22 protein-coding genes are annotated in these 24,181 nt (G+C 72.0%); 15 read left to right on the top strand and 7 right to left on the bottom strand.

Going from position 1 to position 24,181, the window contains the following annotated elements:
* Positions 1 to 285: hypothetical protein (locus tag QZV97_RS02930; protein ID WP_295638165.1), on the top strand; the 285-nt coding region annotated here is incomplete at its 5' end.
* Between the two features lie 361 nt (positions 286 to 646).
* On the opposite strand, the gene QZV97_RS02925 is transcribed toward QZV97_RS02930, so the two are convergent.
* Together QZV97_RS02925 and QZV97_RS02920 are read right to left on the bottom strand one after the other, a co-directional pair.
* Positions 647 to 2,956: a xanthine dehydrogenase family protein molybdopterin-binding subunit gene (locus QZV97_RS02925; protein WP_295638162.1), complete on the bottom strand. Its 2,310-nt coding sequence runs from the start codon at positions 2,954 to 2,956 to the stop codon at positions 647 to 649.
* Positions 2,953 to 3,417: a (2Fe-2S)-binding protein gene (locus QZV97_RS02920; RefSeq protein WP_295638159.1), complete on the bottom strand. Its 465-nt coding sequence runs from the start codon at positions 3,415 to 3,417 to the stop codon at positions 2,953 to 2,955. The genes QZV97_RS02925 and QZV97_RS02920 overlap by 4 nt, the downstream gene beginning before the upstream one ends.
* Positions 3,418 to 3,591: 174 nt before the next feature.
* Here QZV97_RS02920 and QZV97_RS02915 point away from each other — a divergent pair, with 174 nt between their 5' ends.
* From QZV97_RS02915 to QZV97_RS02895, 5 genes are all read left to right on the top strand, one after another.
* Positions 3,592 to 4,194 (top strand): response regulator transcription factor, encoded by a 603-nt coding sequence (locus tag QZV97_RS02915; RefSeq protein ID WP_295638155.1) that lies wholly within the window; start codon positions 3,592 to 3,594, stop codon positions 4,192 to 4,194.
* Positions 4,195 to 5,967, top strand: a complete 1,773-nt coding sequence (locus QZV97_RS02910) for a hybrid sensor histidine kinase/response regulator (RefSeq protein WP_295638152.1) — start codon at positions 4,195 to 4,197, stop codon at positions 5,965 to 5,967.
* A gap of 85 nt (positions 5,968 to 6,052) precedes the next feature.
* On the top strand, positions 6,053 to 7,675 hold the full coding sequence (locus tag QZV97_RS02905; protein WP_295638149.1) for a hypothetical protein: 1,623 nt from the start codon (positions 6,053 to 6,055) through the stop codon (positions 7,673 to 7,675).
* A complete protein-coding gene (locus tag QZV97_RS02900) occupies positions 7,675 to 8,592 on the top strand; it encodes an alpha/beta hydrolase (protein ID WP_295638146.1) in 918 nt (305 codons plus the stop codon). The genes QZV97_RS02905 and QZV97_RS02900 overlap by 1 nt, the downstream gene beginning before the upstream one ends.
* 39 nt (positions 8,593 to 8,631) lie before the next feature.
* On the top strand, positions 8,632 to 9,006 hold the full coding sequence (locus QZV97_RS02895; protein ID WP_295638143.1) for a hypothetical protein: 375 nt from the start codon (positions 8,632 to 8,634) through the stop codon (positions 9,004 to 9,006).
* A gap of 30 nt (positions 9,007 to 9,036) precedes the next feature.
* On the opposite strand, the gene QZV97_RS02890 is transcribed toward QZV97_RS02895, so the two are convergent.
* The gene (locus tag QZV97_RS02890; RefSeq protein WP_295638140.1) at positions 9,037 to 10,959 is read right to left on the bottom strand and encodes a propionate--CoA ligase; all 1,923 of its coding nucleotides are present in this window, start codon (positions 10,957 to 10,959) and stop codon (positions 9,037 to 9,039) included.
* Entirely contained in the window at positions 10,956 to 11,534 is a 579-nt protein-coding gene (locus QZV97_RS02885; RefSeq protein ID WP_295638135.1) for an isochorismatase family protein, read from the bottom strand. Before QZV97_RS02885 ends, QZV97_RS02890 begins: the two co-directional genes overlap by 4 nt.
* Before the next feature lie 72 nt (positions 11,535 to 11,606).
* On the opposite strand from QZV97_RS02885, the gene QZV97_RS02880 reads away from it, so the two are divergent.
* The gene (locus QZV97_RS02880; protein ID WP_295638132.1) at positions 11,607 to 13,223 is read left to right on the top strand and encodes a 4-hydroxyphenylacetate 3-hydroxylase N-terminal domain-containing protein; all 1,617 of its coding nucleotides are present in this window, start codon (positions 11,607 to 11,609) and stop codon (positions 13,221 to 13,223) included.
* Positions 13,224 to 13,412: 189 nt separating this feature from the next.
* On the opposite strand, the gene QZV97_RS02875 is transcribed toward QZV97_RS02880, so the two are convergent.
* Positions 13,413 to 14,408: an MDR family oxidoreductase gene (locus tag QZV97_RS02875; protein WP_295638129.1), complete on the bottom strand. Its 996-nt coding sequence runs from the start codon at positions 14,406 to 14,408 to the stop codon at positions 13,413 to 13,415.
* A gap of 156 nt (positions 14,409 to 14,564) precedes the next feature.
* Here QZV97_RS02875 and QZV97_RS02870 point away from each other — a divergent pair, with 156 nt between their 5' ends.
* The 7 genes from QZV97_RS02870 (at position 14,565) to QZV97_RS02840 (ending at position 21,119) form a co-directional block, all read left to right on the top strand.
* Positions 14,565 to 15,287: a C40 family peptidase gene (locus tag QZV97_RS02870; RefSeq protein ID WP_295638126.1), complete on the top strand. Its 723-nt coding sequence runs from the start codon at positions 14,565 to 14,567 to the stop codon at positions 15,285 to 15,287.
* Between the two features lie 43 nt (positions 15,288 to 15,330).
* Complete coding sequence (gene moaA, locus QZV97_RS02865; RefSeq protein WP_295638123.1) at positions 15,331 to 16,458, top strand: GTP 3',8-cyclase MoaA; 1,128 nt, start codon at positions 15,331 to 15,333, stop codon at positions 16,456 to 16,458.
* Positions 16,459 to 16,461: 3 nt separating this feature from the next.
* Positions 16,462 to 17,073 (top strand): molybdenum cofactor guanylyltransferase MobA, encoded by a 612-nt coding sequence (gene mobA / locus QZV97_RS02860; protein WP_295638121.1) that lies wholly within the window; start codon positions 16,462 to 16,464, stop codon positions 17,071 to 17,073.
* A complete protein-coding gene (locus QZV97_RS02855; protein ID WP_295638118.1) occupies positions 17,066 to 17,653 on the top strand; it encodes a GNAT family N-acetyltransferase in 588 nt (195 codons plus the stop codon). Before mobA ends, QZV97_RS02855 begins: the two co-directional genes overlap by 8 nt.
* Positions 17,654 to 17,669: 16 nt before the next feature.
* A complete protein-coding gene (gene glp / locus QZV97_RS02850; protein WP_295638115.1) occupies positions 17,670 to 18,971 on the top strand; it encodes a gephyrin-like molybdotransferase Glp in 1,302 nt (433 codons plus the stop codon).
* A gap of 11 nt (positions 18,972 to 18,982) precedes the next feature.
* Positions 18,983 to 20,428: a dihydrolipoyl dehydrogenase gene (locus tag QZV97_RS02845; RefSeq protein WP_295638112.1), complete on the top strand. Its 1,446-nt coding sequence runs from the start codon at positions 18,983 to 18,985 to the stop codon at positions 20,426 to 20,428.
* Positions 20,429 to 20,495: 67 nt separating this feature from the next.
* Complete coding sequence (locus tag QZV97_RS02840) at positions 20,496 to 21,119, top strand: hypothetical protein (protein WP_295638110.1); 624 nt, start codon at positions 20,496 to 20,498, stop codon at positions 21,117 to 21,119.
* Here the strand turns inward: QZV97_RS02840 and QZV97_RS02835 are convergent.
* Positions 21,104 to 21,940, bottom strand: a complete 837-nt coding sequence (locus QZV97_RS02835; protein ID WP_295638107.1) for a helix-turn-helix domain-containing protein — start codon at positions 21,938 to 21,940, stop codon at positions 21,104 to 21,106. The two genes, QZV97_RS02840 and QZV97_RS02835, sit on opposite strands and share 16 nt — an antisense overlap.
* Positions 21,941 to 22,049: 109 nt before the next feature.
* On the opposite strand from QZV97_RS02835, the gene QZV97_RS02830 reads away from it, so the two are divergent.
* Positions 22,050 to 22,451 (top strand): hypothetical protein, encoded by a 402-nt coding sequence (locus QZV97_RS02830; RefSeq protein WP_295638104.1) that lies wholly within the window; start codon positions 22,050 to 22,052, stop codon positions 22,449 to 22,451.
* 9 nt (positions 22,452 to 22,460) lie between these two features.
* On the opposite strand, the gene QZV97_RS02825 is transcribed toward QZV97_RS02830, so the two are convergent.
* Complete coding sequence (locus QZV97_RS02825) at positions 22,461 to 24,140, bottom strand: hypothetical protein (RefSeq protein ID WP_295638100.1); 1,680 nt, start codon at positions 24,138 to 24,140, stop codon at positions 22,461 to 22,463.
* Between the last annotated feature and the right edge of the window lie 41 nt (positions 24,141 to 24,181).

Here is a 24,181-nt window from a genome sequence, read left to right as displayed (position 1 = left end):
TTCGGCAACCGCCTCATCCGGGAGACAGGCGGCGTCGCCTTCCAGGATCCGAACTGCGAGCTGGGGCCGCGGCTGCTGGTAGGACTGCCGATGCTCATCGAGGGCGGCACCGAGGTTGTCATCGACGTTCGCGTGCTCCGACGCACCGACGGGGAGCGCCTGATGGATACCCGCACGCAATGGCGCAACGGCGGCACCTTCGTGATCAAGGGCGTTGGGTCTCTGGATGTCGACCTGAGCGCCGCCTTGAGGTCCGCATTCGCACCCGTGTCGCCCAGGCGCTGAAGCGCACCTCGGTACCCGATCGGATCGTCCGGATGGATTGGATCGGACTCGCCATGTCGACGGATCTCCCGCCCGAGACCCAGTCTTCGCGCTGCGCGCGACAAGGCAGCGCATCTATCCACCTCTCGCCGCTTGCCGGATCGGTTGTGACCGAGCGGTTGACCCTTGGCTCTTGCCACGCCGGCAAGCTGAGCACGGGATGGTGGCACTGTCGAACGTCGGCTTGTAGACGAGCGGGACAGCGGGATGGGTGTCTCTGATGGGTCGCAAGGCGACACTCAGTCAAAGCCCCCAAGCCGCTCTGGCACTCAAGCCCGCACGCCTCCCGGCGTGCGGACCCTGACCATCACGCCGCCAGCAGCTAGCTGCTCGCCGTCCCCAGCTGCGCCCGCAGCGGCAACTGCCGAATCCGCTTGCCGGTGGCCACGGCGATGGCGTTCATCAGCGCCGGCGCGACCACCGGCACGCCGGGCTCGCCGATACCGCCCAGCGGCACGTCCGGGGCCGAGGGCAGGATGTGCACGGCGATCTTGCGTGGCGCCAGGTTCATGCGCGCCACCTCGAACTGGTGGAAGTTGCCCTGCTCGGCGCGGCCGTTCTTGAAGGTGATCTCGCTCACGACCGCTTGGCTGATGCCCATGATGCAGGCGCCCTCGATCTGCGAGCGCACGCGGTCCGGGTTGACGACCGGGCCGCAGTCCACGGCCACGTCGATGCGCGGGATCGTCAGCTGGCCCTTGGCGTCGACGCTCACCTCGATCACCGCCGCGATGTAGCTGACGAAGCTGTAGTGCGCGGCGAGCCCCAGGCCCTGGCCGGCGGGCAGCTTGCGGCCCCAGTTGGCTTCCTTGGTCACGCGCTCGACCACCCGGCGCAACCGACCGGTGTCGACCGGGTAGCGCTCGGGCGACTCGCCGTGGTTCCACGGGTCGCCCAGCTTCACCGGGTCGAGCTTGCGGTCTGGGCCCAGCAGTTCCAGCAGCAGGTCGCGGTGGTCCTTGCCCTGGGCCTGCGCGATCTCGGCGATGAAGGACTGCGTCGCGAAGACGTGCTGGATGTTGCTGACGGCGCGCAGCCAGCCGATGCGGGCGTGCGCGGTCGCCTCGGGGTTCTCGATGCGCACGTTCGGGATCGCCAGCGGCAGGTTGGTCAGGCCCAGGCCCAGCTCGAAGGGCGCCAGCGTCTTGGGGTCGGGCGCGAAAATGGAGACGATGGTCGGCTCGGCACTGCGGTGCAGCCAGGCCGTGAGCTTGCCGCTGGCGTCCAGGCCCGCTTCCAGCCGCTGCGCGCACACGGTGTGGAAGTAGTCGTGGTGCAGGTCGTCCTCGCGGGTCCAGGTCAGCTTGACGGGCCGGCCACCCATCTCCTTGGAGACCAGCGCCGCCTCGACGATGAAGTCTGGCTTGGACTTGCGCCCGAAGCCGCCGCCCAGCAGCGTCACGTGGACGGTGACCTTGTCCTTCGGCAGGTTCAGCCGCTTGACGATGCGGTCGTGCGCGGCCTGCGGCGACTGCACGCAGGCCCAGACCTCGCAGGCGCCGCCCACGATGCGCGCGGTCGCGGCCGGCGGCTCCATCGCGGCGTGCGCGAGGTGCGGCACGTAGTAGCTGGCTTCGACCTTCTTCGCGGCCCTGGACAGCGCGGCGTAGGCGTCGCCGTCGTTGCGCACCACCTTGCCGCCGGGCTTGAGGACCGCAGCCTCGAGCTGGGCGCGGAAGGCGGCCGAGTCGTAGCTGCCGTGGGGGCCGTCGTCCCAGTCGATCTTCAGCAGGCTGCGGCCCTTGATCGCGGCCCAGGTGTCCTTGGCCACCACGACCACGCCGCCGATCGGCTGGAACTCCGACGGCGGCGGCGCGCCGTCCATCGCGTAGACCTTGACGACACCCGGCACCTTCAACGCAGCGGCGGCATCGAAGCTCTTCACCTTGCCGCCCATCACCGGCGGGCGCGCGATCACCGCGTACAGCATGCCGGGCAGGCGGGTGTCGATCCCGTACTGGGTCTTGCCGGTCACGATCGCCAGGCCGTCGGTGAGGTAGGTGTCTTCCTTGCCGATGTAGCGGAACTCGCTGGGGTCCTTGAGCTTGACGCTGGCGGCCGGCGGCACGTCGAGCTTGCCCGCCGCCAGCGCCAGCGCGCCGTAGCCGAGCTTGCGGCCCGTGGGCACGTGCACCACCTCGTGGTTCTTCGCGCGCACCTGGGCCAGCGGCACCTTCCAGCGCGCGGCGGCGGCCTGTTCCAGCATGGTCCGCGCGCTGGCGCCGCAGCGGCGCATCGGGTCGAACCAATGGCGCGTGCTGCGCGAGCCGTCGGTGTCCTGGTTGCCGTACTTCGCCTCGTTGCCCGGCGCCTGGACCACGCGCACGCGCTTCCAGTCGGCCTCCAGTTCGTCGGCGACGATCTTCGGCAGGCTGGTGCGCACGCCCTGCCCCATCTCGGCGCGGTTGACGACGATGCTGACCGTGCCGTCCGGCGCGATCGAGACAAAGATCCTGGGGCTGTCGCGCAGGCCCTCGGGCATCGCGTCGCCGCCGTACTTCTGCGGCTCGGCCGCGGCGGCCGGGCCCGGCATCCCGACCACCAGCACCAGGCCGGTCAGCGGCACGCCCTTGAGGAAACTGCGGCGGCTGGTGCCGGCTGCTTGCACAGGCAGATCGTGCGGCGCGTTCATGCTGCGTCTCCCTGACCGGCGGCGGTCTTGATCGCGGTGCGGATGCGCGTGTAGGTGCCGCAGCGGCAGATGTTGCCGCTCATCGCGGCGTCGATCTCGGCGTCGCTGGGCTTGGGGTTGGCCTGCAGCAGCGCCGTCGCGGTCATGATCTGGCCCGACTGGCAGTAGCCGCACTGCGCGACGCCGATCTTCATCCACGCGGCCTGCACAGCCTTGCCGACGGGCGTGGCGCCGATGGCCTCGATGGTGGTGATCTTGCGGCCCTTGGCGGCCGACAGCGGTGTCTGGCAGGCACGCACCGGCGTGCCGTCGAGGTGCACGGTGCAGGCACCGCACAGCGCCATGCCGCAACCGAACTTGGTGCCGGTCAGGCCGAGGTGGTCGCGCAGGACCCAGAGCAAGGGCGTGTCTTCCGGCGCGGCGACGGTGGTCACCTTGCCATTGAGGGTGAGGCTGGTCATGGTGGGCTCCCTGCAGTGAAGACAACGATCCTAGACCTGAACGGCAAGGCTTGCAGGCGCGGTCTCTTGCCCGAGCGCGTCTCGGGCCGACCTGCCCTTTGGGGCAGCTCTGCACGACGACTTCTCGAAAGACAATCGCCGCTTCCTCGCCGACCGCGCCCGCCTGCCCACCCGATGAACCTGCTGCTCGTCGACGACCATCCGCTGTTCGGCCTGGGCTTCGTCCATGCGCTGGCGCACGGCAGCCCGGGCGTCGACGTGCGAACCGTGCTGAACCTCGAGCAGGGTCTGGAGCTCGCCGACCGCTGGCCGGCGCTGGACTGCGTGCTGATCGACTACCGCCTGGGCGGCGACAACGGTCTCGACGGCCTGCGGCGCTTCGGTGTGCGCCATCCGCTGGTGGCGCGCGTGCTGATCTCGGGCGACGAAGACCCGGCGCTCGCGGTGCGGGCGCGCACCGCGGGTGCTGCCGGCTTCTTCGGCAAGTCGATGCCGATGGCCGAGCTGATCGCGGCCCTGCAGTCCATCGTGCGGGGCGGCGAGTGTTTCCCGTCGCACGGACTCGCGCCGGTCGCGGCCCGCGGCACCGGCCCGACCGCGCGCCAGCTCGAGGTCCTGGCCCTGGTCGCCGCAGGCCGGCAGAACAAGCAGATCGCCGACGAGCTGGGCATCGCCGAGCGCACCGTCAAGCTGCACATCACCGGGCTGCTGGCCCTGACCGGCGCGCGCAACCGCACGCACCTGCTGGTGCAGGCGCGCGATCTGGGCCTGCTGTAGATGCCGGCGGCGCAGTGCCCGATCAACCCGGCGCCTGCGGCCGCGCCGGAGGTCGACCAGCTGGAGCGGCTGGTCCGCACCACGCCGGCGGCCTGGCTGCTCAGCACGCTCGGCGCGGTGATCTGCTACGTCGAGTACGCGCCGCCGACGCGGTCGCCGCTGACCGCCTGGCTGGTCGCCTTCTGCGCGATCAGCACGATGCGGCTGGTGGCTGCGCTCTACGCGACCCACCTGCGCCCCGCGGCACTGACGAGCCACGGCTGGCGGCGCGGCTGGCTCGCCAGCACCTACGTCCACGCCGCGCAGTGGGGACTGCTGCCCGTGGTGCTGGCCACGCCGGGCAGTGCCGAGGCCGAGGCCATCCTGCACATCACGCTGGTGGCGATCGCGATGGGCGGCTCGGTGCGCCTGCCGGGCTTTCGCCGGACCTTGTATGCCCACGTCCTGCTGGTGCTGGGCCCGCTGATCCTGCGCGACCTGATGACCGGCAACCCGCACCACGCGCTGATGGCGATGCTGGTGTTCCTGATCACGGTCTATGCGCTGGTCAGCGGCCGCAACCAGTCGGGCGCGCTGCTCCAGATCCACGAGCAGCGCCGCCGCAACGCCGAGCTGATCGAGGCGCTGCAGCGCGAGAACGCCCGCAGCGATGCCGCCCTGCGTGCGGCCGAGTCGGCCAGCGCGGCGCGCACGCGCTTCTTCGCCGCCGCCAACCACGACCTGCGCCAGCCCCTGCACGCCATGGGCCTGCTGTCGCAGACCCTGCTGGCGCGCGACGGTGCAGCGGCCTCGCCCGAGATCGCCCGCCACCTGAGCGACTGCGTCGATGGCATGACCGAGGTGGTCGACGACCTGCTCGAGATCACGCGCCTCGACGGCGGGCACATGACGCCGCAGTGGTCGGTGTTTCCCGCCGCCGACCTGATCCGCGAGTGCTGCCGGATCTACGAGACCTCGGCCCGCGCGAAGGGGCTGCAGTTCTCGACGGCGATCGAAGCGGCCGCCGTGCGCAGCGACCGCACGCTGCTGATGCGCGTGCTGTCGAACCTGGTCGCCAATGCGATCCGCTACACCGCGCAGGGCTCGGTCCGCGTCGCGGCGACGGTGCGCGACGAGCGCCTGCACGTCGTCGTCGAGGACACCGGCATCGGTATCGCCGAAGAGCATCTGCCGCGCATCTTCGAGGAGTTCTACCAGGTCGGCAATCCGGCGCGCGACCGGCGCCTGGGTCTGGGACTGGGCCTCGCGACGGTGCAGCGGCTCGGCGAACTGCTGTCGCTGGAGGTCGCGGTGCAGTCGGCGCCGGGCCGCGGCAGCGTCTTCTCCTTCGTGCTGCCCATCGTCGCCGGCGCAGCGACCGACGCGCTGCCGCCGGCCGACGGCGCCGAGTCGCTGCTGCCGGTGCGGCGCGTCCTCGTCATCGAGGACGACGCCGACTCGCGCCTGGCCCTGCTCGGCCTGTTGCGGTCCTGGGGTTGCGACGCGCGCGGCGCCGAAGGCCTGGCCGACGGGCTGGCCTGCATCGAGGCGGGCTTTCGGCCCGAGGCCGCCGTCGTGGACCTGCGCCTGGCCGACGGCGCCAGCGGCATCGACGCGGTGCACGCGCTGCGCGCGCGGCTGGGCGGCGACTTGCCGGCCGTCATCGCGACCGGCGATGTCGGCAGTGCGGCCATGCGGCGCGCGCAGGCCGAAGGCCTGTCGGTGATGGTGAAGCCCGTGCGCGCGGTGCAGCTGCGCGCCTTCCTGAGCCAATCGTTCTCGACCGCGGACTGATCGCGACGGCCTGCCCGATGGTGCTATTGGAGCCACGGCTCCGGCTGCCTAGCATGCCGCGCATCTTGGGTCCGGGAGCGATTCGATGCGTGAGCGCAGGGTGTGGGCGGGTCTCGTGGTGCTGGGGTCGATGGCCGTGCTGGCGGCCTGCGGCGGCGGGGGCGGCACGGGCCCGATCGGCGGCACGCCGCAGCGCGTGGAGCTGTTGGTCGGTGTCAGCGGGTCCGGCAGCGTGCGCTCGCAGCCGGCCGGCATCGATTGCGGCAGCGCCTGCCGCGCGTCCTTCGACGCCGGCAGTTCGGTCACGCTGACCACCACGCCGGCGGTCGGCCAGGTCTTCACCGGCTGGGACGGTGCATGCGCCGGCACCGCCTCGACCTGCACGCTGGCGATGAACGCAGCGCGCACCACCACCGCGCGCTTCCAGGCCGCGCCGCCCGCCGGCGGCTGGGGCGATCTGGTGCGGCTCGCGGGCAGCGGCGCCGCCGACCCGGTGGTCGCCATCGATGCCGCGGGTCGTGCCACCGCCGTCTGGCGGCGGCTCGAGCCGGGGACCGCCCAGTACCACCTGTGGGGCAGCCGCTCGCTGGGCGGCAGCGCCTGGAGCACGCCGGAGCGCCTGGAGATCAATCCGGGCAACGTCTCCGAGCTGCGGCTCGCCGTGGACCGCAGCAGCGGTCGCGGCATGCTGGTGTGGATCCAGGCCGGTGCAACGGTGGACCTGCACGCGCGCCCGCTCGACCCGTCCAGCGGCTGGGGCACGGCCGCGCGGGCCGAGACCGGCGCCGGCATGGTCGGCGTCAGCAGCGTCGGCGTCGACGCGAGCGGCAACGCGGTGGCCGTCTGGTCGCAGATCGGCCCGGGGCCGCGCTTCAGCATCTACGCCAACCGCTACAGCGCCGCCGGCGGCTGGGGCAGCGCCGCACTCATCGAGACCAACGAGGTGACCGGCAGCGTCGACGGCGATCCGATCGTCGCGGTGACGCCGGCCGGCGACGCGGTCGCGGTCTGGAAGCGCTCCAACGGCATCAGCGCCGACCTCTGGACCAACCGCTACGCCGGCGGCAACTGGGGCACGGCGACGCAGCTGGTGGCCGACGCCGGCACGGCGCAGTCCATCGGCCGTCACGACCTCGCGGCCGACGCACGCGGCAACGCGCTGCTCGTCTGGGGCCAGCTCGACATCGGCGGCGGCGTGGCGAACGACGCGATCTGGTTCAAGCGCTACGCCGGCGGCGGCTGGTCGTCGAGCGCAGCGCGCGTCGCGCCCGCCGTGCCCAACACGCAGGGCACCATCAGCACGCCGCTGCTGCGCGTCAATGCTGCCGGCGCCGCTGCGGTGGCGTGGGTGGGGTTCGACACCTCGCTCAGCGCAGCGACCGCAGCGGCCGACGGCAGCTTCGGCAGCCCTGCCACGCTGCGCCCGGCCGGCTCCCGCGCATGGACCGCGCCACCGGCGCTCGGCATCGACGACACCGGCGGCGCCATCGCGGCCTGGGGCGACCCGGACAGCCTGGATCTCGTCGCCTCGCGCCTCGTGCCGGGCAGCGGCTGGACGGCGGCCGCCGCCGTCGAGGCCTATGCCGACCTGGCCTTCGGCCCGGCGCTGGCGATGAACGAGAGCGGCAACGCCGTGCTGGCCTGGTCGCAGCTGTTTCCCGCCAGCGGCAGCGAGATCGTCGTGCGGCGCTACGCGTCGGGCCGCTGATGGCGGGCGCCGGCGGCAGCGCGCGCCTGCACGACTGGCGCCGCGGCGGCGCCTGCTTCCTGTGGCGCGGGCATCGCATCTTCGTGGCCGAGGCCGGCAGCGGCCCGCCGCTGCTGCTGATCCACGGCTACCCGACCGGCTCCTACGACTGGTTCGCGGTCTGGGACGCGCTGGCCGCACGTCACCGCCTGCTGGCGCCGGACCTGCTGGGGCTGGGCTGGTCGGACAAGCCGGCGGGCCACCGCTACGGCATCGCCGATCACGCCGACATGATCGAGGCGCTGCTGACGCACCACGGCATCGCGCGCGTCCACGTGCTGGCGCACGACCTGGGCGTGAGCATCGCGCAGGAGCTGCTGGCGCGGCAGCGCGAAGGGCCGGGGCGCTGCCGCGTCGAGTCGCTGGTCATGCTGAACGGCGGTCTCTGTCCGGAGGCCTACCGGCCGCGGCCGATCCAGCGCCTGCTGGCGTCGCCGCTGGGCCGCTGGATCGGGCCGCGCGTGCCGCGTCGCGCCTTCGAGCGCGCGATCCGCTCGCTGTTCGGGCCCGGCCACGCGCCGGCGCCCGGGCTGATCGACGACTTCTGGCAGCTGCTGGAACACCACGACGGCCGCCGCGTCGCGCATGCGGTCGGGCGCTTCTGGGTGGACCGGCTGGCGCAGCGCGATCGCCTGGTCGCCACGCTGCGCGAGGCCGGGCCGCCGCGGCGCCTGATCAACGGCGCGGCGGATCCCAACTCGGGCCGGCACATGGCCGAGCGTTACCGCGAGCTGCTGCCCGATGCCGACATCGTGAGCCTGGCCGCCGTCGGCCACTGGCCGCAGATCGAAGCGCCGGCGCGCGTGGTCGAGGCGGTGCTGCAAATTACCGCGCACCTGCCCGATGGTGCTATGGAGCGCAGCCGCACCGGCTCCTAGCATCCAGCCGATCCCACCACTGCGCATGACGTCCACGACATGAGAAACATCGCCTCCACGTTCCACCGTTCCAGCCTCGTGCTCGCCGCGCTCGCCGGCATCGGCGGCTGCGCTGCGACGATCGACCAGGCCGGCATCGAGCAGAAGACCTCGTCCGCGATCGGCCGACCGACGGGCAGCTTCACGATCTCGAACCAGGTCGAGGGCACCGGCGGCCGCATCGACTACAGCGTGAAGGCCCGGGACGGCGCGAGCTACAAGTGCTACATGTACTCGGCCACCGGCTTCCAGCGCGCGATGTCCTTCGGCCAGACACCGCACTCCGAGGCGATCTGCACCGCGGCCGGCGGCGGCGCCACGACCCCGGCGCCCGCGGCCTGCAATGCGCTGAACAAGGCGGCGGGGCGCTGCTGACGACGGCGGCGCGATGGCGCCGTCGGCCGATCAGGCCTTCAGCGCCCCCCGCACCTGCTCCAGCGCACCCGGATCCTCGATCGTCGTCAGGTCGCCGGGATCGCGCCCTTCGGCCACGGCCTGGATGGCGCGGCGCAGCAGCTTGCCGGAGCGCGTCTTGGGCAGCGCGGTCACGAAGTGCACGCGCGACGGCCGGGCGACGGCGCCGAGCTGGCTGTCGACGAGCTTCATCACCTCGCCTTCGAGCTTCATCCGCGCCGCGGCGTCGCCGAGCGCCGATGCGTCCTTGGCGATCGCGAAGGCCATCGCGACCTGGCCCTTCAGTTGGTCGGCCACGCCGACCACCGCGACCTCGGCCACGTTGGGGTGGCTGGAGATGCTTTCCTCGATCTCGCGCGTGCCCAGGCGGTGGCCGGCGACGTTGATCACGTCGTCGGTGCGGCCCAGGATGAAGTAGTAGCCGTCCTCGTCCTTGATGCCCCAGTCGAAGGTCGAGTACACGAGCTTCCCGGGGATGCTCTTCCAGTACGTATTGACGAAGCGCGCGTCGTCGCGCCACACGGTCTGCATGAAGCCGGGCGGCGTCGGGCCCTCGATGACGACCACGCCCTTCTGGTTGGCGGTGGTCAGTTCCTCGCCGGTGCTCTCGTGCACCAGCTTGACCTTGTAGCCGTACATCGGGATGCCGGGGCTGCCGAACTTGGACTTCTGCGTCTGCACGCCGTTGGCGATGGTCAGCAGCGGCCAGCCGGTCTCGGTCTGCCAGTAGTTGTCGATGATCGGGCGGCCCAGGGCCTCGGCGATCCACTGCGCGGTCGGCTCGTCCAGCGGCTCGCCGGCCAGGAACAGCGCGCGCAGCGAGCTGAGGTCGTGCTTCTTCAGCGCCGCCGGGTCCTGCTTCTTCAGCACGCGCACCGCGGTGGGCGCGCTGAACATCGACGTGACCTTGTACTTCTCGACCAGGCTCCACCAGATGGCGGCGTCGGGGCGGATCGGCAGGCCCTCGTACATGATCGTCGCCATGCCGGCGATCAGCGGGCCGTAGACGATGTAGCTGTGGCCCACCACCCAGCCGATGTCGCTGGTGCTGAAGTAGGTCTCGCCGGCATTGCCCAGGAAGATGTGCTTCATGCTGGCGGCCAGCGCCACGGCGTAGCCGCCGGTGTCGCGCTGCACGCCCTTGGGCCGGCCGGTGGTGCCGCTGGTGTAGATCGTGTAGCTGATGGCGGTGGAGTCGAGCCAGGTGACCGGCACGGGGGTGTCGAGGTGCTTCTCGCGCAGCGGCCCGTAGTCCACGTCGCGATCGGCCGTGCGCTCCATGGCCGCGAGGCCGCGATCGACCAGCAGCACCTTGGGGACCTTGTGCTTGGACAGCTTCAGCGCCTCGTCGAGCAGCGGCTTGTAGGGCACGACCTTGCCGGCGCGGCTGCCGGCATCGGCGCTGACCACCAGCGTGGGCTCGGCGTCCTCGATACGGCTGGCGAGACTGACGCTGGCGAAGCCGCCGAACACCACCGAATGCACGGCGCCGATGCGCGCGCAGGCCAGCATCGCGAACGCGGCCTCGGGAATCATCGGCATGTAGATCAGCACGCGGTCACCGCGCTTCACGCCCTGCTCCAGCAGGATCGCGGCCATGCGCTGCACTTCGGCCTGCAGCTCGCGGAAGCTGTAGATGATTTCCTTGTCGACCTCGGTCGACACCCAGATCAGCGCGTTCTGGTCGCCGCGCGTGGCGACGTGGCGGTCCACCGCGTTGTGGCAGAGGTTGGTGGTGCCGCCGACGAACCAGTTCGCGAACGGCGGATTCGAGTCGTCGCAGACGGTGGTGAAGGGCGTGTGCCAGTCGATCAGCTGCGCCTGCTCGGTCCAGAAGGCGTCGGGCTGCTCGACCGAGCGGCGGTAGAAGGCGGCGTAGTCCATGCGGGTCGTCTCCGTGTCGTTCTTGTTCACTCGATGCGCGCCTTGACCAGGGCCAGCACCGGCTTGAATCGCGGATGGGTGCAGCTGCGCAGCCACTCGAAGACCACCATCTCGGTCGAGACGAGGGTCGCGCCGGCCCGCTGCAGCCGCTGCATCGCGAGGGCGTGGTCCTGGGCCGACCGCGACGCGCAGGCATCGGCCACGACCCACACGCGCCGACCGGCGCGCAGCAGGCCCAGGGCGGTCTGCAGCAGGCAGACATGCGCCTCGCAGCCGGCGACCACTACTTCGGCGGTGCTGTTGACGGGATCACCGCCCAGCAGGTCCAGCAGCCCGTCCTCGCAGGCGTCGAAGTGCATTTTCGACAGCGTGCTTGCGCAGCGCTGACGCACCGCCTCGTCGTTGGGGCCGAGGCCGGCGGGGTTCTGCTCGGTGCCGACGATGTGCACGCCCAGCTCGCGCGCCGCGTCGGCCAGGCGCAGCGCGCGTGCGACGGCCTGAGCGCCGCCGTGGATCTGCGGCATCAGCCGGTGCTGGTAGTCGACGAGCACCAGCACGCTGCGCGCGGCGGACATCGAGGCGGCGGCGTCGGGGGAGTTGTTCATCAGGGAAATGTAGCCTTGGGCCGCCAGCCGGGAACTGCTCAAATGCCCTCAGTCCACCGCACGACCCGAACCATGAACGCCCCCCACACACCCGCCGTCGCCGCCCCACCCGCCACGCTGATGACCGGCACCGACTACCGCGAGTCGCTGCGCCGCTACAAGCCGACGGTCCATGTCGACGGCCAGCGCATCGACTCGGTGGCCGACGCGCCGTCGCTGCAACCCGGCGTCAACGCCCTGGCCTACACCTACGACTTCGCGCACGACGCGAAGCTGGCGCCGGTGGCGCTGGCCTCCCAGGCCAGCCGCGGCCGGCAGGTCAACCGCATGCTGCACATCGACGAGTCGGCCGGCGACCTGCTGAACAAGCTGGAAGCGGTGCGCCTGCTGTGCCAGGAAACCGGCTGCGCGCAGCGCTACCTGGCCCACGACGCGCTGAACGCGCTGGCCCAGGTGACGGCGCGCATCGACGACGCGAAAGGGTCCACCGAGCACCGCGCCCGCTTCGCCGCCTACCTGGCCCATGTGCAGGACGAGGACCTGTCGCTCGGCATCGCGATGACCGACGCCAAGGGCGACCGCAGCCGCAAGCCGCACCAGCAGGCCAACCCCGACACCTATGTGCACGTGGTCGAGCGCAACGCCCAGGGCATCGTCATCAGCGGCACCAAGGCCATCGTCACGGGCGCGCCCTACATGCACGAGATCCTGCTCATGCCCAGCCGCAACATGGGCGAGGCCGATGCCGATTTCGCGGTGTGCTGCGCGGTGCCGATCGACGTGGCCGGCCTGACCATCGTCTCGCGCCCCGCCGGCCGGCCCGGCGAGAAGCTGGAACACGGCAGCGCCCTGTTCTCGCGCAGGTACGGGCAGTCCACCGCGGTGCTGATCTTCGACAAGGTCTTCGTGCCCTGGGAGCGCGTGTTCTACGCGGGGGAATGGGAGCACAGCCACGTGCTCACCTACAGCTACGCCACCCACCACCGCCACAGCTGCATCGCCGCGCGCGCCGGCTTCGGCGACCTGCTGATCGGCGCCGGCGCGCTGATGTGCGAGGCCAACGGCTTCGACCCCGGCGAGAAGAGCAACCTGCGCGAGCCCATGGTCGAGCTGATCAAGATCACCGAGGGCTTCTACGCCTGCGGCGTGGCGGCCAGCGTCTACGGCACGCAAGACGCGCATGCCGGCAACTTCATGCCCGAGCCGGTGTTCGCCAACATCGGCAAGCTGCTGCTGGCCACGCAGATCTACGACATGCACCGCCTGGCACACGAGGTCTCGGGCGGCCTGATCGTGGCACTCCCCGGCCCGGACGAGGACCACAACCCCGCCACCGCCGCGACGCTGGCCGAGGTGCTGCGCGCCAACCCCGCCGTGCCCTACGACAAGCGCATCGAGGTCGCGCGCTTCATCGAGGACCTGACTGCTTCGTATCAAGGCGGCTGGTACTCGGTGATCAGCCTGCACGGCGGCGGCTCACCGGCGGCGATGAAGCAGGAGATCTGGCGCAACTATCCGGTCGGCAGCAAGGTGGAGCTGGTCGAACGCTTGCTGGATCGCGGGGTCCTGCATGACGAGACGCGGGCGATCACGAAGAACCGGCAGCCCGGCAGGTGCTGCGACCAGGGGTGCAGCGCGCCGGGGCAGGCGGTGATGGTGGATCTGCCGAAGACGACGCGGTCGGACTGAGCGCGGCTGGCGGGAGTGCCAGCTCCACCACCGCGTGCGGCGAGGAGCGACGGCGCCGCCCGAGCGCCGAGTCGGGGTACTGCACGGAGCGAAGTAAAGGAGGAGACGCAAGCGTTCAGCAAGCGTCGGGGGACATGAGCGCAGTGCAGTGCCCCGGCTCGGCGCGAGCGCTCCACGGACGAAGAGCAATCAGCCCGAAGTCCGCACGACAATCCGCCCCCTCACCTTGCCTTGCATCAGCTCCTCGGCCTTGACGATGGCTTCGTCGAGTCCGATCTCGGTCGTCATCGACTGCAGCAGCGCCGGGTCCAGGTCGCGCGCGAGGCGAGCCCAGGCTTCCTGGCGTCGCGCGATCGGCGCCATCACGCTGTCCACGCCCAGCAGCGCGACGCCGCGCAGGATGAAGGGCATCACCGTGGCGGGGAAGTCCAGGCCCTGGGCCAGGCCGCAGGCGGCGACGGCGCCGCCGTAGCGCGTCTGCGCGCAGGCATTGACCAGCGTGTGGCTGCCGACCGCGTCCACCACCGCGGCCCAGCGTTCCTTCTGCAGCGGCTTGCCGGGGGCGGCCAGTTCGGCGCGGTCGACGATGCCGGCGGCGCCGAGCTTCGTCAGGTAGTCGGCCTCGCTGGCCTTGCCGGTGGCGGCGATCACCTTGTGGCCCAGCTTGGCCAGCAGCGCGATGGCGACCGAGCCGACGCCACCGGTAGCGCCGGTGACCAGGATCTCGCCGTCGCCCGGCTTGATGCCGTAGCGCTCGAGCGCCAGCACGCAGAGCATCGAGGTGTAGCCCGCGGTGCCGATCGCCATCGCCTGCCTGGGCGTGAAGGCATCGGGCAGGCGCACCAGCCAGTCGCCCTTGAGGCGCGCCTTGCCGGCGAGGCAGCCCTTGTGCGTCTCGCCGACGCCGAAGCCGTTGAGCACCACGCGGTCACCGGGCTTCCAGGCCGGGTGATGGCTGTCGATCACGGTGCCGGCGCCGTCGATGCCGGCCACCATCGGCCAGCTGCGCACGACCGGCGAGCGGTTGGTGATGGCCAGGCCGTCCTTGAAGTTGAGCGTCGAGTAGTCGATCGCGACGGTCACGTCGCCGCCGCCGTCGATGACCGGCAGGAAGCCGTCGTCGACTTCGCGCAGCTCCGCGCGGAAGCCTGCCTCGCCCTTGTCGAGCACCAGTGCCTTGAACATGCCGACCGTCTCCTGTGGGTTCTCTGCGGAGGCCGCAGTGTAGGTCGCGGGCCGTGTCGTGCGCCCCTCACGGTCTTGAGCAAAGCGAGTTAAGTGCTTGTAAGGCAAGGCTTTTCCGCTTGACGCCCCGGGCGGCAGGCCGCTAAGGTCGCGGCCATGCTCGCCCGCCATTCGACCGCCCGACCGCTGCTGCTGGCCCTGGCCGCGGCGCTGTGCCTGGGGGCCGGCAGTGCGCGGGCCGAGCCGAGCAGCGGCGACGCGATCAAGGGCTTCCTGCTCGAGCGCGGCCTGCTCGACCCGGCCCGGGCCGACCTGCCGCTGACGCAGCAGGTGCGCGAGCGCGCGGTGCAGGCCTCGAACTGGGCCTCGGAACTGGTCGTCGCGGCGATGAACTTCCTCGGTGTCGACTACCGGCGCGGCGGCAACTCGGTCGAGACCGGCTTCGACTGCAGCGGCTTCACGCGCCACGTCTTCGAGTCGAGCATCGGCCTGGTGCTGCCGCGTCGTTCCGCCGAGCAGGCCAAGGCGCCGGGCCTGGCCGCCGTCAAGCGCGACGAGCTGGAGCCGGGCGACCTGGTGTTCTTCAACACGCTGCGGGCTGCGTTCTCGCACGTCGGCATCTACGTCGGCGACGGCAAGTTCATCCACGCGCCGCGCACCGGCGGCCAGGTGCGGGTCGAGGACATGCGCGTGGCCTACTGGAGCAAGCGCTACAACGGCGCGCGCCGCGCCAGCCTGCCGACGGCCGAGACGGCGAGCGTCGCGCCTGCCCCGGTGCCGGCCGCGCCGGCCTTCGTCTCCACCGCCGCGCCGGCCGGCGCCGGCCCCACGACCCTCAACCCACCCCCGGGTTCGGTGCAGCCCCTGCTGGTGCATTGACCCGGCCGGCGGCCGAGGCCGCCACGCGCGGCACAATCGCCGCATGGCCGAGCGCAGCATTCCCCTGATCGACCACCGCCAGGCCGCGGCACGCCCGGCGGTGCCGCGCGACGCGCCGGCGCCCGATGGCCTGATGACCGACCGGCGCGGCCGCCTGCTGCGCGACCTGCGCATCTCGGTCACCGACCGCTGCAACTTCCGCTGCAGCTACTGCATGCCCAAGGAGGTGTTCGACAAGGACCACCGCTTCCTGCCGCATGCCGAGCTGCTGAGCTTCGAGGAGATCACGCGCCTGGCGCGGGTCTTCACGCTGCACGGCGTGCGCAAGCTGCGCCTGACCGGCGGCGAGCCGCTGCTGCGCAAGAACCTCGAGATCCTGATCGGGCAGCTCAGCCAGTTGCGCACGCCCGACGGCGAGCCGCTGGACCTGACGCTGACCACCAATGCCTCGCTGCTGGCGCGCAAGGCGCAGGCGCTGAAGGACGCCGGCCTGCAGCGCATCACCGTCAGCCTGGACGCGCTGGACGACGCGGTGTTCCGCCGCATGAACGACGTCGACTTCCCGGTGGCCGAGGTGCTGGAAGGCATCGAAGCGGCCGCCAAGGTCGGGCTGGCGCCGATCAAGGTCAACATGGTCGTCAAGCGCGGCACCAACGACCAGGAGATCGTGCCGATGGCGCGCTTCTTCCGCGACAACTTCGGCGGCGCGGTGGTGCTGCGATTCATCGAGTACATGGACGTCGGCATCACCAACGGCTGGCGCATGGACGAGGTGCTGCCGTCGGCCCAGGTGGTCGCGCGCATCCACGAGCACTTTGCGCTGCGCGCGCTGGAAGCCAGCGCCCCGGGCGAGACCGCCGAGCGCTGGGGCTACGAGGATGGTCGCGGCGAGGTCGGCGTGATCTCCAGCGTGACCCAGGCCTTCTGCGGCGACTGCAACCGCGCGCGGCTGTCGACCGAGGGCAAGCTCTACCTCTGCCTCTTCGGTCACCGCGGCCACGACCTGCGCACGCTGATCCGCGATCCGGCCGGCTACACCGACCTGCAGATCGCCGCGGCGATCGGCCAGGTCTGGCAGGGCCGCGACGACCGCTACTCCGAGCTGCGCGGCAGTGCCGCCGGCGAGCTGGCGGCTGCGGCAAAAGTCGAGATGTCCTACATCGGCGGATAAGGGATGGACCCCTCGCTGATCACCGGCGTCATCCTCGCCGGCGGCCGCGGCAGCCGCATGGGTGGTGTCGACAAGGGCCTGCAGCCCTACCGCGGCGTGCCGCTGGCGTTGCACACGCTGATGCGGCTCTCGCCGCAGGTCGGCGAGGTGATGATCAACGCCAACCGCAATCTCGCCGCCTACGAGAGCTTCGGCGTGCCGGTCTGGCCCGATGCCGACGCGGACTTCGCCGGGCCGCTGTCGGGCTTCCTGGTCGGGCTGGAGCGGGCCGAGACGCCCTGGGTCGTCACCGTGCCCTGCGACACGCCGGACTTTCCGGACGACCTGGTGGCGCGGCTCGCGCAGGCGCTGGAGGCCGGGAACGCCGAGATCGCGATGGTCCGCGCGCCCGACAGCGAGGACCCGCAAGGCACACCGCGCCCGCAGCCGGTGTTCTGCCTGATGCACGGCACGCTGATGGAGAGCCTGGTGAAGTTCGTCCACGACGGCGGCCGCAAGATCGACCGCTGGACCGCGCAGCACCGCTGCGCGATGGTCGACTTCACGGAGCCGGCTGCGTTCTTCAACGCCAACACGCTGAACGAGTTGCGCCAGCTGGAGCTCGGTCGTGGCTGAGACACCGGCCGTCTTTGTACGCGCCCGCCGGCTGGCCCCTGCGAGGCCCGCGACGATCCGCAAGCTCGGCCCGGCCGACCTGGGCGCCTACAAGTCGCTGCGCGACGAGGCCCTGCGGCTGCATCCCGAAGCCTTCACGTCGGACCACCAGACGCAGCGCACGCGCACGCCCGAGAGCTACCTGGGCCGCCTGGGCCTGAACGAGCCGCTGGGCGGCAGCTTCCTGCTCGGCGCCTTCGTCGACGGGCCGCAGGTGCCGCAGCTGATCGGCTCGGTCGGGCTGGAGCGCGAGACCAAGCTCAAGCGCCACACCGCCACGCTGATCGGCCTGATGGTGCTGCCGGCGCACACCGGGCACGGCATCGGCCGCGCGCTGGTCGCGGCCTGCATCGCCGAGGCGCGCCGGGCGCAGGGGCTGGAGACGATCCTCCTCAGCGTCACCGCGTCGAGCGCGCGCGTGGTGCAGCTGTACGAACAGGCCGGCTTCACGCGCTACGGCCTGCTGCCGCGCGCGCTGCGCATCGCCGACGCGCGCGGCGAGCGCTACGTCGACAAGGCGCAGATGCTGCTGAACCTGTGACCGGCCGATTCGCACCATGAGCACCCCCGCCCTGCCCTCGATCGAAGAGATCGCCTCCTGCGTCGCCGGCTACGACCCGAACGCGCTGACGGTGGCGCAGGCGCAGGACTTCATCCGGCGCTTCGTACCGCGGGTCAATGCGGTCGAGAAGCTGGCGATCCGCAGCGCGCTCGGCCGCGTGCTGGCCGCCGACCTGGTGTCGACCATCGACGTGCCCTCGCACGACAACTCGGCGATGGACGGCTACGCACTGCGCGCCGCCGACCTGAAGACCGATGCGCCGACCGCCCTGCGCGTCGCGGGCACCGGCCTGGCCGGCCAGGCCTATGCGGGCAGCGTGGGCGCCGGCGAGTGCGTGCGCATCATGACCGGCGCGGTGATGCCGGCCGGGCTGGACACGGTCGTCCCGCAGGAGTTCACGAAGCAGCAGGACGGACTCGTCGTCGTGCCGCCGGGGGTCGTGGCCGCAGGCGACAACCGGCGCCTCGCCGGCGAGGACCTGGCGCGCGGCGAGGCGGCGCTGTCGGCGGGCCGCATCCTCAAGCCGGCCGACATCGGCATGGCGGCCTCGCTGGGCCGCGCCGAGCTGCCGGTGTGGCGGCGCCTGCGCGTGGCCTTCTTCTCGACCGGCGACGAACTGCGCTCGATCGGCGAGCCGCTGGACGAAGGCTGCGTCTACGACAGCAACCGCTACACGATCCACGCGATGCTCACGCGCCTGGGCTGCGAGGTGCTCGACCTCGGCGTGGTGCGCGACGACCCGGCGGCGCTGGAAGCGGCCTTCCGCAGCGCCTGCGAGAACGCCGACGCGATCATCACCTCGGGCGGCGTCAGCGTCGGCGAGGCCGACCACACCAAGCGCGTGATGGCGCAGCTCGGCGAGGTCGCGTTCTGGCGCATCGCGATGCGGCCGGGCCGGCCGATGGCCTTCGGGCGCGTCGCCGCCGACGGCCCGGGCTCGAAGTCGGCGGTGCTGTTCGGCCTGCCCGGCAATCCGGTCGCGGTGATGGTGACCTTCTATGCCTTCGTGCGGGAGGCGCTGCTCGCCATGTCCGGCGCCGCGCCGGTCCCGCTGCCGCTGCTGCGCGCGCGCACGCTGGAGCCGATCCGCAAGAAGCCGGGCCGCACCGAGTACCAGCGCGGCATCGTCCAGCGCGCGGCCGACGGCGACTGGGACCTGGCGCTGACCGGCGCCCAGGGCTCGGGCATCCTGCGCAGCATGAGCGTGGCCAACGGCCTGGTGGTGCTGCACCACGAGCAGGGCTCGGTGCCGGTGGGCGGGCATGTGGATGTGCTGCCGTTCGATGGGCTGATCTAGCCGGACCCATCATGCCGACACGCCAGGTCGATGTCGCGATCCTCGGCGCTGGTTCCGCCGGCCTCAGCGCGTGGCGCGCGGCGCGCCAGCACACGCCGCAGGTGCTGATGATCGACCCCGGCCCCTGGGGCACGACCTGCGCGCGCGTGGGCTGCATGCCGAGCAAGCTGCTGATCGCCGCCGCCGAGGCCGCGCACGCGGCGCGGCACGCGCACCGCTTCGGCATCGACGTGCAGGGCATCCAGGTCGACGGCGCCCGCGTCATGGACCGCGTGCGCAGCGAGCGCGACCGCTTCGTCGGCTTCGTGCTCGAGGACATGCAACCGCTCGAGCCCGGCCACCTGCTGCGCGGCCGCGCGCGCTTCACCGGGCCGAACGAGTTGCACGTCGACACACCGGACGGCGCGCTGCGCGTGCGGGCCGGCCGCTTCGTCATCGCCACCGGGTCGCGGCCCGAGGTGCCGGCCGCGTGGCGCACCGCGCTGGGCGAGCGGCTGATCGTCAACGACGACGTGTTCGACTGGACCGAGCTGCCGCGCTCGGTCGCGGTGGTCGGCGCCGGCGTGATCGGACTCGAGCTGGCGAACGCGCTGCACCGGCTGGGCGTGCGCGTGCGCCTGCTGGCCCGCGGCAGCCGCATCGGTCCGCTGACCGACCCGGTGCTCGCGGCGCAGGCCGTGCGCATCTTCGAGACCCAGTTGCCGCTGCAGCGCGAGGCCACGTTCTTCCACCTGCAGCGCGACGGCGACGCGGTCGACCTGCACTGGCGCACGCCGCAGGGCGAGGAGCGCGAGCGCTTCGACTTCCTGCTCGCCGCCATCGGACGCCGGCCCAACATCGACGACATCGGGCTCGAGCACCTGGGCCTGCCGGCCGACGCCCTGGACGACGACGGCGTGCCGCGCCACGACCCGGCCACCGGCCGCATCGGCGACAGCCACGTCTTCATCGCCGGCGACGTGGCCGACGACAAGCCGCTGCTGCACGAGGCCGCCGACGAGGGCCACATCGCCGGCGACAACGCCGGCCGCTGGCCCGACGTGCAGCCGCAGCCGCGCCGCACGCCGCTGGCGGTGGTGTTCAGCGAGCCGCAGATCATGCTGGCCGGCCGCAGCCATCGCGAGCTGAGCGACGCGCGCGTGCTGTTCGCGACCGGCCACGTCAGCTTCGAGAACCAGGGCCGCAGCCGCGTGATCGGCCGCAACGTCGGCGCGCTGCACGTCTATGCCGACTGCGGCACGCGCCGGCTGCTGGGCGCCGAGATGATCGGCCCCGCGGCCGAGCACCTGGGCCACCTGCTGGCCTGGAGCATCGGCCACGGCGCGACCGTCGACGACGCGCTGGCCCAGCCCTTCTATCACCCGGTGATCGAGGAGGGCCTGCGCACCGCGCTGCGCGAACTGCGCAAGGCGCTCGACGCGCGGCCGCCGTGCGAGGGCTGCACGCCCGGCGAGTGAGCCGCCCCGTTTGCAACGCCCTGTCTCGGTGCTTGCCCTCGGCCGGCGATGTGTTCAAGATGCCGGCATGAAGCTGCGCCTGCTCCCTGCCCTGGCTCTGGTCCTGCCGTGCGCCGCCGCGCTGGCCCAGGCCACGCCCGACGACAAGCGCAAGACCGCCGCCGAGGCCTGCGAGGCCGCGGTGGCCGAGACCATCCGCGACATGCGCGGGCGCGCCGCGGCGCAGGACGTGCAGTTCATCGCCTCGCGCCGCGTGGCGCTGCCCAAGTCGGCCGAAGAGACGGCCTTCCGCGGCGAAGGCCGCTACCGCGGCAGCGCCGGTGCCACGCGGCCCTTCACCTACAGCTGTGCCTACGACGGCAGCGCCAACACCACCAGCGGCGTGGTGTTCCGCGAAACCGGCGTCGCGACCGCCGCGGTCGAGAAGCCCTGGGAGCCCGACCTGACGCGCCTGTCGCCCGAGGCCTGCGAGTCCGCCGCGGCGACCTCGGTCACCGGCCGCTATCCGCAGGCCGGCCGCATCAGTTTCCTGTCCGACACGCGCAAGCTCAAGCCGGCGCCCAACCGGCAGACCGCGCTCGAGGGCGATGGCCTGGTCGAGCGCGCGCCCGGCATGAACCCGATCCGCTTCACCTACCGCTGCGAGATCGATGCACGCGGCAAGGTCACCGCGGTTCACACAGGAAGCTGAGCCAGCGCCGCGTCGAACGACTGCCGCAGGGCCGCGGCCGTGGCCTCGTCGGCCGGGAAGAAGGTCTCGAGCGCCAGCTCGGACAAGGTGATGTCCACCGGCGTGCCGAAGACCGTGGTCGTGCTGATCAGGTTCAGTGTCCCGGCCGGCGTCACGTACTGCAGCGGCACGATCACACCGCCGTCGGGCAGCGGATGCTCGTCCGGCGGCGTGCCGGGCGGCAGCGGCATGGCCTGCAGTTCCTCCAGCAGCGCCTGCAGGGTCGCGTCGCCCGAGGCCGTGACCTGCTGGCGCAGCCGCAGCAGCAGGTGGCTGCGCCACTGCGCGAGGTTGCCGATGCGCGGGCCGAAGCCGCGCGGGTGCAGGCTCAGGCGCAGCACGTTGCAGGGGTGCGCGAGGAACTCGGGCTCGATGCCGGCCAGCAGCGGCGGCACGGCGCGGTTGTGCGCGACGAGGTTCCAGTGCCGGTCGACCAGCAGCGCCGGATACGGCTCGTGGCCGCGCAGCACCAGGTCCAGCGCCTGGCGAGCACCGGCCAGGGCCGGGTCGGCCAGCGGGCGCTCGCGGTACAGCGGCGCGAAGCCGGCGGCCGTGAGCAGCACGTTGCGCTCGCGCAGCGGCACCTCCAGCTGATCGGCCAGGCGCAGCAGCATCGCGCGGCTGGGTTCGGCACGGCCGGTCTCGACGCAGCTGAGATGGCGGGTCGAGATCTCGGCCTCGGTCGCGAGGTCGAGCTGGCTCATGCGGCGCCGCTGGCGCCACTGGCGCAGCAGCGCGCCGACCGGCTGCGCGGCGTGCGAAGTGGGCGAGGTGAGGAGCATGGGGCGACGATAGCGCAGCCGACTCGCCGCGCGCATGACCCGCCAGGTCATGGCCGGCGTGCACGCCGATGCGGACCATCACGGCATTCGCAAGCCACCTGGAGTCCGCATGAGCACTCTCCGCCCTTCCCTGCTGCTGCGCCGCGCCCTGCTGCTCGATGCGGTGGTCAGCGGCGCCAACGCCGCCCTCATGGTCGGCGGGGCCGGCCTGCTGGCGCCGCGGCTTGGCCTGCCGTCCGCCCTGCTGCTGCTGGCCGGGCTGGCCCTGCTGCCCTACGCCGCGCTACTGCTGTGGCTGGCGACGCGCGAGGCCGTGCCGCGCGGCGCGGTCGTCTTCGTCATCGCCTGCAACCTGCTGTGGGCGATCGACTGCGTGCTGCTGCTGGCGACGCAGTGGGTCACGCCGACGACGCTGGGCGAGGCCTACGTCGCGCTGCACATCGTCGCGGTGCTGGGCTTCGCAGCGCTGCAGTGGGCCGGCCTGCAGAGATCGGCCCTGCAGGCCCGCTGACCCGGCAACTCACACTCCGACGGAGAACAAGCGCGCGTTGTTGACCGTGTAGACGCGCCCGTCCGGCCCGATCGCGGTGGGCGTGTACGACTGCGCGTAGCCGTTGTTCAGCGGCAGGCTCTCGGTGAATGCGTTGGTCGGCAGGTGCCAGCGGTAGAGGATGCCGTCCTCGCTGTTCATCAGCACGGAGCTCGTGAACGGGTCGACCACCGCGGTGTTGATGCACCACTCCTTGACGCCGCCCGGCCAGTTCGGGTCCGGGGTGATGCCGAGGATGCTGATGATCTCGCGCATCACCGTCGCGCCGGAGAACGGCGCGTCGACCTGGGTCTGGTTGGGGTCGAGGATGGCGACGCGGTGCCGGCCGTCGCCCGCCGGTCCGGTGCCGCCGTAGCTGTTGTACTTGGCGCACAGCAGGTAGCTGGACGGGCCGACGTACTGCGGAACCATCGCCCGCGGCACGATCGACGGCGTGTTGTCCCAGCCGAAGGAGCCCGGCGTGCGCAGCGTCGTCAGCGCCGCGTCGAAGTGCAGCAGCCAGCCGCGAAAGCCATGCGCCGGCGGGTTGGACTCGAGCACGCCGATGTAGACGTCGCCGTCGGGGCCGACCAGCGGCGACGAGGTCGCGTTGTCGCTGACCCAGGACGGCGCGCCGGTCAGCGGGTCCAGCAGCACGCGGCGCGTCAGCACGGCCAGCGTGTCGGCATTCAGCGCCAGCAACCGGCCGACCGCGCGCGCGCCCGGCGCCGGCACGTTGTTCAGCACCACGTAGAGCGTGCGTTCGTCGACCGACAGCGCCGGCGCGCTGTTCATCGCCGCCTTGGTGATGGTCGCGTCGGCCGCGGCGGTGGCGGCACTGACCCAGGTGGCCACGCCGTCGGCGCCGATGCGCGCGATGCCGCCGCCCGTCAGCCCGGCCGGGTTGGCCCCGGTGACCACGAAGCCGAAGAAGACATTGCCCTGGCTGTCGGTGGTCAGCGGCGTGTTGATGAAGACCGTCGCGTCGAAGGTGGCCGGCGCGGCGTCGTAGGCGGCCTCGCCGTAGAAGACGGCGTGGCGCTGCGCGCCGCTGGCGTTGTCGGGGTCCTCGCGCAGCAGCAGGCGACCGCCCGAGTCGGGGATGAGCAGCGGGCCGTCGGGCGCCTGCGCGAGGTTGAAGGCCGGCACCCAGTTGTACGGCGGCAGGCGGTAGTCGCTGTCGAGCGACCACACCATCTGGCCGTTGGCGCCGATGCGCGCCTCGACGCGGAAGCCGGCCGTCGTGCCGCCGCTGATCTTGATCGGCACGAGCACGGTGTTGTAGCGCGTGATGACCGGCGAACCGTAGTGCGCCAGCAGCGCGCCGTTGTTGTACGGCGGTGCCAGGTCGACCGCGGCGCTCCAGATCAGCCGCGTCAGCGGCAGGCTGGCGATGCCGCTCAGCGCGCTGTGCTGGGCATTGCGCGCGAAGCCCAGCCACGGCGGCCCGTCGACCGGCACGACCGGTGGTGGCGGGGCCGGCGGCGGAGGCGGGGGCGGCGCGGGCGACGGGGATCCGCCACCGCCGCCACCGCAGGCGGCGGCGAGCGCGGCCGACATCGCGGCCAGGCCCAGAAGGCGGCGGCGACGCGGGTCGAGTGCGGCAGCGGGCTCGGCAGCGCGGTCGGCAGGAGAAGGGGACTCGGCTTCGGTCGAATGAGGATCGCTCATGGCGGGCAGGGAATCAGGGGCTCGGGACGTGGCGCGGTAAC

Source organism: uncultured Methylibium sp., assembly GCF_902826655.1.
In the GTDB taxonomy this organism is placed as follows: Bacteria; Pseudomonadota; Gammaproteobacteria; order Burkholderiales; family Burkholderiaceae_C; genus Methylibium.
This window is presented reverse-complemented; position numbering and strand designations above follow the sequence as displayed.